The 12683-nt window shown below is 45.9% G+C and carries 10 protein-coding genes; 5 read left to right on the top strand and 5 right to left on the bottom strand.

All coding sequences use genetic code 11. The annotated features are described in order from the left end of the window. Window positions 1–101 precede the first annotated feature (101 nt). Window positions 102–1358 (bottom strand): methyl-accepting chemotaxis protein, encoded by a 1257-nt coding sequence (locus tag R7Q41_RS10515; protein ID WP_005379890.1) that lies wholly within the window; start codon window positions 1356–1358, stop codon window positions 102–104. A gap of 105 nt (window positions 1359–1463) precedes the next feature. Here R7Q41_RS10515 and R7Q41_RS10510 point away from each other — a divergent pair, with 105 nt between their 5' ends. Further along, window positions 1464–2237 carry a potassium channel family protein gene (locus tag R7Q41_RS10510; RefSeq protein WP_005387432.1) on the top strand — a complete coding sequence of 258 codons (774 nt, stop codon included), beginning with the start codon at window positions 1464–1466 and terminating at the stop codon, window positions 2235–2237. Window positions 2238–2278: 41 nt separating this feature from the next. Here the strand turns inward: R7Q41_RS10510 and R7Q41_RS10505 are convergent, their stop codons facing one another. After that, window positions 2279–3811, bottom strand: a complete 1533-nt coding sequence (locus tag R7Q41_RS10505; protein ID WP_005379894.1) for an inorganic triphosphatase — start codon at window positions 3809–3811, stop codon at window positions 2279–2281. A 212-nt stretch (window positions 3812–4023) separates the two neighbouring features. Here R7Q41_RS10505 and R7Q41_RS10500 point away from each other — a divergent pair, with 212 nt between their 5' ends. The 3 genes from R7Q41_RS10500 to R7Q41_RS10490 all read left to right on the top strand — a co-directional run bounded on the left by R7Q41_RS10500 (window position 4024) and on the right by R7Q41_RS10490 (window position 6885). Next, window positions 4024–4704 carry a TIGR00153 family protein gene (locus tag R7Q41_RS10500; RefSeq protein ID WP_005379896.1) on the top strand — a complete coding sequence of 227 codons (681 nt, stop codon included), beginning with the start codon at window positions 4024–4026 and terminating at the stop codon, window positions 4702–4704. A gap of 131 nt (window positions 4705–4835) precedes the next feature. After that, a complete protein-coding gene (locus R7Q41_RS10495) occupies window positions 4836–6095 on the top strand; it encodes an inorganic phosphate transporter (RefSeq protein ID WP_005379898.1) in 1260 nt (419 codons plus the stop codon). 178 nt (window positions 6096–6273) lie between these two features. Continuing rightward, window positions 6274–6885, top strand: a complete 612-nt coding sequence (locus R7Q41_RS10490) for a TIGR04211 family SH3 domain-containing protein (protein WP_005379900.1) — start codon at window positions 6274–6276, stop codon at window positions 6883–6885. Window positions 6886–6973: 88 nt separating this feature from the next. Here R7Q41_RS10490 and ggt read toward each other — a convergent pair whose 3' ends face one another. The 3 genes from ggt to R7Q41_RS10475 all read right to left on the bottom strand — a co-directional run bounded on the left by ggt (window position 6974) and on the right by R7Q41_RS10475 (window position 11280). Next, on the bottom strand, window positions 6974–8704 hold the full coding sequence (gene ggt / locus R7Q41_RS10485; RefSeq protein ID WP_104978779.1) for a gamma-glutamyltransferase: 1731 nt from the start codon (window positions 8702–8704) through the stop codon (window positions 6974–6976). A gap of 273 nt (window positions 8705–8977) precedes the next feature. Continuing rightward, window positions 8978–9664 carry a general secretion pathway protein GspB gene (locus R7Q41_RS10480; protein WP_005379904.1) on the bottom strand — a complete coding sequence of 229 codons (687 nt, stop codon included), beginning with the start codon at window positions 9662–9664 and terminating at the stop codon, window positions 8978–8980. Next, a complete protein-coding gene (locus R7Q41_RS10475) occupies window positions 9664–11280 on the bottom strand; it encodes an ExeA family protein (RefSeq protein WP_025768392.1) in 1617 nt (538 codons plus the stop codon). Before R7Q41_RS10475 ends, R7Q41_RS10480 begins: the two co-directional genes overlap by 1 nt. Before the next feature lie 137 nt (window positions 11281–11417). Between R7Q41_RS10475 and R7Q41_RS10470 the strand changes: the two genes are divergently transcribed. Next, window positions 11418–12638 (top strand): multifunctional CCA addition/repair protein, encoded by a 1221-nt coding sequence (locus tag R7Q41_RS10470; RefSeq protein WP_005379907.1) that lies wholly within the window; start codon window positions 11418–11420, stop codon window positions 12636–12638. Window positions 12639–12683: the final 45 nt, after the last annotated feature.

Below are 12683 nucleotides of genomic sequence, written 5' to 3'. Positions count from 1 at the left end.
TTTGAAAAGCACGGTAACTCATTCTTTATACCAGACTGAAAGCAAATAAAAACGCCCACAAAAGGTTTGTGGGCGTTTTATCAAAAGTTCGGGATCGAATATTAAACTTGGAAAGATTTGATCTTCTTGTCTAGCTCACCTGCATTATTTTGCATCATTTCAGAGGTTTCTAGCAGCTCGGTAACGACAACAACTGAGGCTTCCACCAACTCACGTACATTGGTGAGGTTTTGGCTCATCTCTTCTGCAACACTGCTTTGCTGACCAGACGCCGTCGCGATCTGGAAGTTCATGTCATTGATTTGCGTCACTTGCCCAACAATACCATCGAGCTCAGATCCAGCATTAGAAACCAGCTCGTTTCCATCTGCCGCTTCTACAACGCTTTTTTCCATGAGTTCTACCGCAGATTCAGCACTGGTTTGCAGCTGTGCGATCATCTCTTGAATTTCTACCGTCGCTTGTTGTGTACGTTGGGCAAGGTTACGAACTTCATCTGCAACCACAGCAAAACCCCGCCCAGCCTCGCCAGCTCGCGCCGCTTCAATCGCCGCATTCAGTGCAAGCAGGTTGGTTTGTTCAGAAATGCCTTGAATCGTCCCTACAACGCTACCAATGGCTTCAACACGTTCTTCAACTTGGTTAACCGCTTGTGCCGATGAAGCGATATCCGACGAAAGTTCACTCATTTTCGCCATTGTACTTTGCAAGAACTGCTGACCAGAAATTGCTTGTGCGGAAGCTTGCTCTGTTAGAGAAGATGCCGTCTGGGCATGTTCCGCAACCGTTTGGACCGTCGACGACATTTCACTCATCGCCGTAGCAAGTTGATCAATTTCGTTAAACTCTTCTTGCGCCGATTCCTTCGTTTCCGACATGCTCAGCGTCATGACTTCGGTGAGCGTTGATAATTCATCAGACGCATTAATTTGCATTTGAATAACATCGTGCAATTGTCGACGTGTCTTTTCTAATTCACGTGCCACGTCTCCGTATTCATCTTTACAATCCATACCAAATGGAACAGAGAGGTTCTTGCTCGCCATCAGTTTGATCGCGTCGCTCAGATACTGTGTTTGACGCAACATCACTCTAGCCGCCGCTAATAAGAGCACGACAAAAACCACAATCAATAAGGCGGTTTGCCAAGCAACTTGCGTTAAATATGCTTCATAATGCTGTTGGGCAACTTGCGCGTTTTGTGTCGCCGCTAAAAGTGAGTCGTAAAAAGTGTTTGCGTCCCACAGTTGTTTTGCCACGATCAGGACAGTACTGAAGACCATCAACATGACCATTTTAGGCACCAGTCGAATGTCGGATATGACCCTTTCCCATGGCTTAAATGCCAGCTTTTCCATTGTCAGTTCTCCACCGAGTCTTATATAGTCTTTATCTATAATCTTTATATTACTTATAGTTATGTTCGCGCTTTGCGTGGTTACGCGATTTATTTTGAGCTTCGTATGAAAAACAATGATATCAAAGACAGCACACGACCGATGGGCCTGTTGTCACTAATATTGTCTTTTATGGCACTATTTGTGATCTCTGGCTTGTTGTTTTTCCCGATCGATCACGAAACCCGTCAAGTTCTTATCGGTCTGGATTTCATAATCTGTAGTATTTTTCTACTACAGCTCACCATTGATTTGATCCGGTCCACAGATCGCTGGTTATTCCTTAAACGTCATTGGATAGATTTCGTGGCGAGCATCCCATTGATAGAGCCCCTGCGCTTTGCTCGTATTTTTCATATTATGCGAGTGGTATTAGTACTGCGTTCGTCAAAGTTCATTTTGCATCAGCTCAAAGAAAACCGCCGCGAAACTACGGTCGCCTCTATACTGCTATTGATGGTTATCCTCATAACGCTCGGTTCTAGTGCAATGCTGTTTATCGAAGCGAAAAACCCAGAAGCGAATATTCGCACTGGCGCCGATGCTTTGTGGTGGGTATTTGTAACGATCTCAACGGTTGGTTACGGCGATCATTATCCAGTGACCTCCATAGGAAAGTTTTTGGCTGTCATCATCATTGTTTGCGGGGTGGGTATCTTTGGTATGATCTCGGGTCTTATCACCTCTATCCTTACTGCCCCAACGAAACAACAGACGCACAGTTCAATCAATAAAGAACGTATGCTCGAGCAGCTCCTAAGCCAACAAGCGCAAATACTAGAACGACTCGATTTCATGGAAAAAGAGCTACAACAACGTAAAACAGAGACAAAAAAATAGGACCATGCGGTCCTATTTTTTTGTTCTTATCACCAGAACGATCATTCACGCCAATAAGGCTGAACTTCCACACTGATCGCTCGGGTTTGATCCATTGCATGCAAAATTGAGCGCTCTTGACGGTGCAACCAGCGTTCTAACTGCTCTTTTTCTGCGTCTTCCAGCATATCAACCAACGGGAGCAAGTGGTTCAGCATTAGCAGATCATCGATACCATGCACCAGATCCGCCCATGGTAAACGGAAGCTGTTACGCTCATCCGAGTTATACAAACTCGCGAAACCAATACCAGTATAGAGGTTACGCAATAAGCGATAACGCTGATCAACGTACTCTTGCGCCGTCAAATCGCGCTCTGCTGGGAAAGCTTCCATTAGCTCAGCCCAAGTGCGATCGAGCTGAGTAACTGAAAACGGCATGATATTACTTGCCATTTTTTCACGTGCTTTTTCATCAAGAAATGGCTGCCAACCGCGCGCTAAGATCCAGCGGCTTAGATCCAGCAGTAACCCTGTGTAACGCGCGGAATTGAGCAACCCTAGCACTTCTTCACGGCTTGGCAACTCTTGTAACTGCTGAGTCAACTCAGATACTAAGAACTTACGTGCATCCAACTTGCGCAGCACATTGCCTTTGTCATCTAAAAGCTCTTCAAGGTGTGCATGCTCATCCAACCAACTCAGTTCTTCTTCCAACCATTTAAGCTCTTGGCGCAGAATCGCGCTCGCGCGACGAGGGACAATCCCGCCAAAAATGGTCAATGTTTGACGAATGAAACGAATGGCATTACTGATTTCACGCAGTGCTTCCACGCTGTCACGCTCAGCATAAATTTGCTCGTGATAATGCCAATGAGACAAAGCGTGCTCTAAAGAGTTGATCAAGCAAAATTCAACGGTATCCGTCGGACTACTGTCCACAAGTGCCAATGATTTTACTTCATCACCCGCATAACCGCTTGCAAGTCGATAACCTTTCGCCGCTTTGCTCAAGTTACCCAAGCGCATACCACCTTGCTCGCAAAAGCTGCGTGCCAGTGTGAATAAAGCTTCGGTTTGGCCAGACTTAAGTTCCAGTTCAACTTCGCAAATTGGCTCTTGCTTCTCTTCTTCGTCTTCACCTTTGGCTACAACTAAGCCTTGGTCAAAAGCAACTTCAATCTGACTGCCATCGGGCATGCCAATCAGCCATTGTTCACGTGTGAAGTTGGTCGAGAATAATGGCATAAGCTCGGATTGCAGCGTTTCTGCATCTTTACCTGGAGGCCAAATATCTAGAGGATGAAGCGACAGATTAGGCTCGTCGCTAGTGTGCTCAGCATTGTATTCTGGTCTTTGATGTAAGCCTGCGACGACGCGTCCTGCTGTCTTTACGGTTTGGACGAATACATCATCAAAACGGCGAATTCTTAAACCAATGTCGTGCTTTCTGAGCCATTTATCGGCAGTATCAAAATAGGTGTTACCCAAGTCACGACAACTATGCTGAAGTACTTTTGTCTCAGAAATTTTTTCTTTTAAAGTTTCTGAAAATTCAGGAGAAACAAAAAACTTCAGTTCTATTTCGGTTTCCATAGCTATACCTTTCAAAGCAGATAGAAACAGGATATTGCGTAATTTCTCACACGGCAAGAGAGAAATATCGCCGGAATGATGATCTAAAACAGTTTTAATGAGCGATTTAATGCGTTACCATGCGCGCCTTTATAGCCATCGTTCAACATTTCGCCAAGCACTCAGAAATGGTGTATGTTTTTTTAAGGTTATAGTTATTAGGTTGAATGACCATGCCAGTAAATACAATTATGGGGTTATTTGCAAAGTCCCCAATTAAGCCTTTGCAACGCCACGTTGTGTGTGTCAACGAATGTTGTTCACACTTGGTGAAATTCTTTGAAGTATCTTCAAAGGGTGATTGGGAAAAAGCAGCAGAAATCCGTGCACAAATTTCTCACCTAGAGAAAGAAGCGGATGTGCTGAAACGTGAAATCCGTCTAAAACTGCCTCGCGGTTTGTTCATGCCAGTCGACCGTACTGACATGCTTGAGCTTTTGACTCAACAGGACAAACTTGCAAACCTGGCAAAAGACATTGCTGGCCGTGTATATGGTCGTCAACTTGTCATCCCTGAGGCTCTCCAACCAAACTTCCTCGCTTACGTTCAACGTTGTCTTGATGCTGCCGATCAGGCGCAAAAGGTAATCAATGAACTTGATGAATTGCTAGAAACCGGCTTCAAAGGCCGTGAAGTGACGCTCGTCGCTGAAATGATTCATCAATTAGACGTTATCGAAGATGATACCGATGCCATGCAGATTGAACTTCGCCAACAGTTGATGGTGATTGAAGCTGACATGAACCCTATCGATGTCATGTTCCTGTACAAGATTCTTGAATGGGTAGGTGGTATTGCCGACCAAGCGCAGCGCGTAGGTGCTCGTTTGGAAGTCATGCTATCTCGATCTTAAAACATAAAGTTAACGACATAACGAAGAGCATAATTAACACGTGTCATAGGGACGATGGCTATTTTCATCGTCTTATGGTTTGGCGCGCGTAAAATTTTGTTCCGCTTGTTATAAAACAACTAGGTATTACGATGGATATCCTTGCGAACTACGGCACTGTCCTGATTATTGTTGCAGCGATTTTTGGTTTCATGATGGCGATTGGTATTGGCGCGAACGACGTTGCTAATGCGATGGGTACATCTGTAGGTTCAAAAGCGCTAACTGTAAAACAAGCTATCATCATTGCGATGATCTTCGAATTTGCAGGTGCTTACCTTGCAGGCGGTGAAGTAACCGACACTATCCGTAAAGGTGTAATCGAAACTTCTTTATTTGCTAGTCAACCAGATGTTCTTGTCTACGGCATGATGTCTGCGCTTTTAGCAGCAGGTACATGGCTGCTTCTTGCTTCTTACATGGGCTGGCCAGTATCAACGACTCACTCAATCATCGGTGCAATCATTGGTTTTGCATGCGTATCTGTAGGTACTGAAGCGGTTGACTGGGGCAGCGTTCAAGGCATTGTTGGTAGCTGGATTATTACGCCAGTGATTTCAGGTTTCTTTGCTTACGTTATCTTTGTCAGCGCACAACGCCTGATTTTTGATACAGAGAACCCTCTGTTTAATGCGAAACGTTTTGTACCTGTTTACATGTTCATCACAACAATGGTGATTGCACTTGTAACCATCAAAAAAGGTCTAAAACACGTTGGTCTTCACCTGACCAATGGTGAAGCCTGGATGTGGGCAGCAGCAGTTTCAGCACTTGTGATGATTGGCGGCTACGTATACATCCAGAAAAAATTCGCTAATCGCGAAGAAGACCGCAGCTTTTCTGGCGTGGAAGGTATCTTCAGCGTTCTGATGGTTATCACCGCTTGTGCGATGGCATTTGCACACGGTTCAAACGACGTTGCAAACGCCATTGGTCCACTGTCTGCTGTCGTATCGACTGTTGAACACATGGGCGAAATCAGCACGAAAAGCACCATCGCTTGGTGGATTCTACCTCTTGGTGGTATTGGTATCGTGGTCGGTCTTGCAACACTAGGTCACAAAGTAATGGCAACCGTTGGTACAGGCATCACTGAGCTAACGCCTAGCCGCGGTTTTGCAGCACAGCTAGCAACAGCATGTACGGTAGTTCTAGCGTCTGGTACAGGCCTGCCAATTTCAACCACTCAAACATTGGTTGGTGCGGTTCTCGGTGTTGGCTTTGCTCGTGGTATCGCAGCACTGAACCTAGGCGTAGTTCGTAACATCGTGGCATCATGGATCGTTACACTACCAGCGGGTGCGTTATTGGCCGTAGTATTCTTCTACGGACTTCAAGCGATGTTCGCTTAAGACACTCGTCAATAGAATGTAAGCGCTTTGTCATTATTGACTCAAACGCACAGAAAGGGAGGCTTTGCCTCCCTTCTTTGTTGCACCGAAGTTTGAAACTGCATACTATTCGTCTATTTCCGGCTCCAATCATTCGGTGCCAACGCTGTCTCCAAGAAAAATCGTTAAGGGATTTACTGTGAAAAAACTAATCATCACGGTTTTGTTTACTTTGCTAGCAGCGCCAGCGGCCCTAGCAGCAGACCGTTATATTTCTGATGACCTCTTCACTTTTATGCACTCAGGTCCAAATAACACCTACCGTATTATTGGTAGTGTTAACGCCGGTTCTAAAGTACAACTGATTAAAACCAACCGAGATACTGGCTACACGCAAGTTCGTGATGACCGTGGTCGCACTGGTTGGGTACAAAGCAAGTTTGTGACAAACCAAGAGAGCATGGCAATTCGCCTTCCTCGCATTGAGAAAGAGCTAGCCGAAGTAAAAGAGCAGCTTGCTAATGCTCGTCAAACTTCTGATGCAGAGAAAGCAGGTCTTGTTACCTCTCTCGAAACACGTAACCAACAAATTTCAGATCTAGAAAATAAATACTCTGAGATCAGTGATCAGCTTACTTCTGTTGAAACAGAAAACCGCGAGCTACGCGCAAAGCTGGATACACAAAAAGATGACATGCTGCTTAAGTACTTCACTTATGGCGGCGGTGTTGCAGGTTTAGGTTTACTATTTGGTTTGATTCTTCCGCATGTCATGCCTCGTAGAAAGCGCTCTCCTGCGGGTTGGGCATAAACCCTTACGCTTTTATCTTTAAAAAGAACGCAAAAGCCAGTCGATATTGACTGGCTTTTTAGTTTGCTTCGTTTGATAGAAGTGAGTACTACTCCCCCATTGAACTAGAGGCTCGACGACGATCCGTTGCGCCATAAAGCTTGCCATCTTTTAGCTCAATTGCATTCAAACCGCTTACCACTGGAATAACGTGCACTGGGTAGCCAAGCTCCATAAACTCAGGCACCAACATTTCTGCGAACGTTTTCTTTTCCACCAGCAAACCAGTTGGGTCATAAGACTTGGTGCGGTCTATCTTAGTGCCATACTGGATGTTTGGTAAGTCAATAGCCTCTTGCGCTGATAAATTCCAATCCAGCACCCCAACCACGGTTTTGAGTACATACCCCGGGATTTGTGAACTACCTGGTGACCCAACCACCAAACGCAAGTTATCATCACTGTCCATCACCATTAATGGCGTAATAGCCGAACGTGGACGCTTGCCCGCTTCAATTGAGTTTTGCGTAGGCTTGCCGTTAACCGTTGGCTGAGGTGAGAAGTTAGCCATCTGCGCATTCAAGATAACGCCATCGACCATCACACCCGAGCCCATACCCGTTCCTACCGTGCTGGTCATCGCAATTGCATTTCCATCTCTATCGACGATAGAAATATGCCCTGTATCTTTGCTCTCGAAGCCTTGATATTGCGCATACTGAGTTTGCGTTATCTGTCCTGCTTTTGGATCCTCTTTTAAAGTGCCATTATCAGGGATTAAATCACGTCTCTGATCTAGATAGGCTTTAGACAATAACTGTTCAACTGGCGCTTCCACATAATCCGGATCTCCGGCATACGCAATACGATCGGCTTTTGCTATTCGCATCGCTTCAGTCATGAGACGCCAAGGTTCCACATCCGTTTTCGCCATATGGGCAATGTCATAGGGTGCAAGCAGTTCAAGACTCTGAGCGACCATCACACCGCCCGAAGCTGGGTAACCAAAAGAGACGATTTTATTACCACGGTAGTCGTTCTCAATGATGTCACGCTGCTTCACTTGGTAATGTTTAAAATCTTCTAAAGACAACTTCTCGTGTTGGTCGTCAATACGACTATTAACCGTCTCTACGATGTGCTGACCAAGCTCACCACCATAAAGGTAACTATCGCCTTGTTGCGCGATCTTCCTCAGCGTCTCAGCCATCTTAGGGTTCTTCATCAAGGTTCCCGTCGGCTTAATATCGTCCCCTTGCCAATACAAGGCTTTCACTTCCGGATCTTGCTCGAGTCGGCTTTGCTCTCTTACTACGATGTCGTAGGTGTAGCTGTTCATCGCGTACCCATTGCTCGCCAATGTAATCGCCGGCTTAATCAGCTCTGCCCATGGCAACTTGCCGTATTGTTCATGAGTGGTGTAAAGCAACCGCAACGTGCCCGGAACCGCAACAGAACGAGGGCCTAATATTTCGTTGCGACTGAGTACTTCCCCATTCTCAACAAACATTTCAGGGTTCGCGCTAGAGGGCGCTTCATCTCGACCATCAAGGGCCAGAAATTTTTTCTCGTCATGTTGATAAAACAGCGCGAAAGTCCCGCCGCCAATTCCGGTCATATCTGGCTCAACGACAGACATCACCATCTGCATCGCGACCATAGCATCAACAGCATTACCGCCTTCTTTCAATATTGAGTAACCGGTACTGCTCACGTAAGGATTCGTCGCACTGACCATGAAATCTTGCCCGCGACTATCTGGTGTAACTGGGAATGGGTCTGGCTTTGCTGCATAGCTTGTCGATGCAACAATGCTTAAAGAAAAAATCAGAATACGCATGTGTCTCTGTTTAGACTCCTATTATGTGATGGGGTCTAACGTGGACCAAGTCATTACTCCGAAGTTCGTGAAGATGGTGTCTTTTTACACAACGCTGACTGGAATCGCGCTATCAATAGATGAATGATATTGGTGCTATTTAAACGACTGAGGAAAGCTATATTTTGCTTGTTTGAGTATCTAGAAATCATCACCAGAATAGATGCAAAAGATGCTCTGAAAAATAAAAAGCCAGCGATATGATTTCGCTGGCTTGATGTGTTTCTACAAGAGTTACCCTTTCCACTCATACAACGCTGGTATACGAATTTGCTCACCTTGGAACTCAACAATCACAGCTTGCGGTTGTATTTCTCTTAGAGTGACCTGATCATCAACGACATCCCCCTGATGATACTCAACATTGTTAATTTTCACCCAACGGCGATTTTCATCACTAGCGTACATATGGGTTTGCAAATTAAGCGCAGGTAGACGCCCTTGCCACTGGTGAGCGTTGCGCTCTAAATCGTTCACGCGTGCCGTTTGTGATGACGAATTGTCATCATCTCGGGATAAGGCATTTTCGACCTTCCTAGCTAAATCTGGAGATAATGAGGATAAATCCAGATCATCCAAAGACAACCCGAGGTCCTCTTCAGCAGCAGAAGTCGTTTGGGTTGATGCTGAGTCGCGTGTTTCATCTCTGCTTGGTGTATGGCTCGTGTATTCATCGGGGGTGGTAAATGTACCAAAATCACGCGATAGCTCTGCACTTGGCCACTCTCTTGGCAATTGGGCCAACTGGGTGTTCTCTGGATAGTCTAATACTTTGAAAGGTGATACCACTTCGACCTTTTCTATCGGGGACGTTGTATCTACTTCAACACTCGGTGCAAAGAGATCTAAGTACCAAGCGACTCCGATAGCAGAAGCAGTGATTGGCAGCAAGAACAGACCTATATGTTTCACAGCTGACATTATGCGTCCTCCTTCTCTATTCTCGCCAGTTGAGGCGCATCTGGCTGAACATTTTGCTGAAGTCGGTCTAGCGTTCGCTTACCTGCAATACCATCGACACCAATTCCTTGCCAACGTTGAAATAACTCGACTCGCTCTTTCATCGCACCATCAAAAATAGACGTTTCAAGCAGTGGCTCACTCACCGCTTCTGCTAATAATCGGTCTAATACTTCAATCGCAGGGCCTTCCATGTCTAAACGTAATGTTTCATTCAGCGGAGCATGCCGCAGTTCGATAATATTGCCCTGCCACAACGGCTTTAGCCACGAAACTGGCAGACGCAGACGCTGCTTGCCATTGAGCACTTCAGCTTGGTCATTACCGACGGCATATAGAATGACATACCCAACATCACCTTGATAATTCAACTCCAAGATCACAGGGCGATTTTGTTGCATCAACAGCGGCCAAGTCGCCATTTTACGCTCACAACGCATAGTCGACTGCGGTTCTGACAAACAAAGATTATCGCGAACCGATGCTTGATACCCCCACAAACGATACAAATCATTTACAGCGAGGTTCGACTGTTTTTGTGTTAACAATAAATCACGCTGCTCATCCGTTAACTGTTGGCTTACGACGGTTGGTGTTGGCTCTACTCTTGGCTCCGTCACTTGTGTCAACACTGACGTCGCTTGAGCTGGCATATAATTCACGACCGCCCACCCCGTACTTAATGCAGCAATAAGGCCTACCGTGACAGAGCCCCAAGCAGGCCAACGGAAAGTCCGGCGCTCTTTTTTATCTTGCTGATAAATATCTGCCTGAAACTGCATCACCTCTTCACAGGCCTGCTGAACGGTTTGCTTATCCACCACCACATTACCCTGGTGATAACTAATGTTGAGGGATTTGTCACAGATAAGGTTGATGAGCCGCGGTATACCGTGACTGTATTTGGCTATAAGTTTACAAGAAGCACGATTAAACAGTTGCTGGTCGCCACCTGCTGTATGTAGTCGAAATGCGATGTAATCTTCTGTCTCTTTTTCATCCAACGGCAACAGGTGATAACGCCCGGTAATACGCTGGGCAAGTTGGCGTAGTTGTGTTGTTTGTAATAACCGCTGCAATTCAGGCTGCCCGACCAACAACACTTTGAGCAATTTTCTGGTATCGGTTTCCAAGTTGGTCAACAAGCGCAACTGCTCTAGAACGTCGGCAGCAAGGTGTTGAGCCTCATCAATGACCAGCAATGTCTGCCAGCCTGAACGATAATTACGCAGCAAATATTGATGGATAACCTGGTTTAGCTGTTTGAGGTTTGCATCTGGCGGATAGGTGATTTTGAACTCATCGCAAATGGCTTCGAGCAAGTCTCTACTCGAAAACGTGGGATTGAGAATAAGACCCGCTTTGGTGTTATCACCCAAATTCGCCAGCATCGCTTTTGCGACGGTCGTTTTGCCTGTACCTACTTCGCCAGTAAGCATAGCAAAGCCACCGCCATCGCCTAGCCCAGCTTGGAGATGTGTGATTGCCTCTTTGTGACGTTGGCTTAAATACAAATAACGTGAGTTTGGAACAATCGAAAATGGTTGTTCGACAAACCCAAAAAAGTCCTTATACATTAGGCTCTCCAGCTAAAAAACCACCTGGGAATAGTCAGACATGGTATAAACGCTCTTCTTCTATTCTTAGGAGTAAAGAAAAGTACCATTGCTTGCTACAATGTCCAACGGCATATCCATAAATTAAGAGGTAATTCGTGCAAGTTTATTTAGTAGGTGGCGCAGTTCGAGATAAATTGCTCGGAATTGATAGTTATGACAACGACTGGGTGGTCGTAGGCGCGACACCCGAGATGATGCTGTCCCAAGGATACACCGCCGTTGGTAAAGACTTTCCTGTATTTCTGCATCCCAAAAGTAAAGAAGAATATGCCCTTGCACGAACAGAGAGAAAGTCAGGTTCTGGTTACACTGGTTTTGAATGTTTCTTCGATCAAAACGTCACCTTAGAAGAAGATTTGATACGTCGTGATTTAACCATTAACGCGATGGCAATGGAGAGTGATGGCACGATCCATGACCCATATGGTGGCCAGCAAGATCTCAACGATAAACTGCTACGCCATGTATCAGACGCCTTTATTGAAGACCCTCTACGCGTTTTACGTGTCGCTCGCTTCGCAGCGAAGCTTGCTGATCTAAACTTTACGGTTGCCGACGAAACCATGCGGTTAATGCGTCACATGGCAGAGTCCGGAGAGCTGAGCACACTGACTCCCGAGCGTGTTTGGCAAGAATGGCATAAATCTCTCTCTACTCCTCGCCCTGATATTTTCTTATCGGTTCTACGAGACTGTGGTGCATTAACCGTGGTGTTACCTGAAATTGATGCACTATTTGGCGTACCTCAACCTGAGAAGTGGCATCCAGAAATCGATACTGGCATCCATACTTTGATGGTGGCAGAGCAAGCCGCAAAATTGAGTAACTCACTCCCCGTCAGGTTTGCCGCCCAAGTGCATGACTTGGGTAAGGGCGTGACGCCAGAGAGCGAATGGCCAAGCCACAAAATGCATTGCCATACAGGATTAAAACTGATCAAAAAGCTGTGCGAACGTGTCCGGGTACCAAATGAGTTTCGTGATTTAGCCTTGATGGTGTGCGAACAGCACTCCAATATTCATCGCGCGGCTGAACTTAAACCACAAACCATAATTAAAATACTCAATAAACTTGATGTGTGGCGTAAGTCCGAACGTCTGCAAGATATCTTGCTTTGCTGCCAAGCGGATCACGCTGGTCGTAAAGGACTGGAAACGCAACCATATCCACAGGCGGATATTTTTAGGCAAGCCTACCAAGCAGCAGCGGCAGTTGACGTTCAAGCCATTATCAAAGAGGGCTTTAAAGGCCCTGCGATTCGTGACGAGCAAGAAAAACGACGTATTGAAGCAGTGAAAGCAGCACTTAAGAAGTAACGAACAAACAAAAACGCCCGCGGATTTCGCGGGCGTTTTTCGTTA

This window comes from Vibrio sp. 2096 (assembly GCF_033339595.1).
Classification (GTDB): Bacteria; Pseudomonadota; Gammaproteobacteria; order Enterobacterales; family Vibrionaceae; genus Vibrio; species Vibrio alginolyticus.
Note: the sequence above shows the minus strand (reverse complement) of the source record. Positions and strands in the feature narration are given on the sequence as shown.

Bases quoted from the DNA above. Each gene is read 5' to 3' on its own strand.
- R7Q41_RS10515 (WP_005379890.1), bottom strand. From the start codon at position 1,358: ATGGAAAAGCTGGCATTTAAGCCATGGGAAAGGGTCATATCCGACATT.
- R7Q41_RS10510 (WP_005387432.1), top strand. From the start codon at position 1,464: ATGAAAAACAATGATATCAAAGACAGCACACGACCGATGGGCCTGTTG.
- R7Q41_RS10505 (WP_005379894.1), bottom strand. From the start codon at position 3,811: ATGGAAACCGAAATAGAACTGAAGTTTTTTGTTTCTCCTGAATTTTCA.
- R7Q41_RS10500 (WP_005379896.1), top strand. From the start codon at position 4,024: ATGCCAGTAAATACAATTATGGGGTTATTTGCAAAGTCCCCAATTAAG.
- R7Q41_RS10495 (WP_005379898.1), top strand. From the start codon at position 4,836: ATGGATATCCTTGCGAACTACGGCACTGTCCTGATTATTGTTGCAGCG.
- ggt (WP_104978779.1), bottom strand. From the start codon at position 8,704: ATGCGTATTCTGATTTTTTCTTTAAGCATTGTTGCATCGACAAGCTAT.
- R7Q41_RS10480 (WP_005379904.1), bottom strand. From the start codon at position 9,664: ATGTCAGCTGTGAAACATATAGGTCTGTTCTTGCTGCCAATCACTGCT.
- R7Q41_RS10475 (WP_025768392.1), bottom strand. From the start codon at position 11,280: ATGTATAAGGACTTTTTTGGGTTTGTCGAACAACCATTTTCGATTGTT.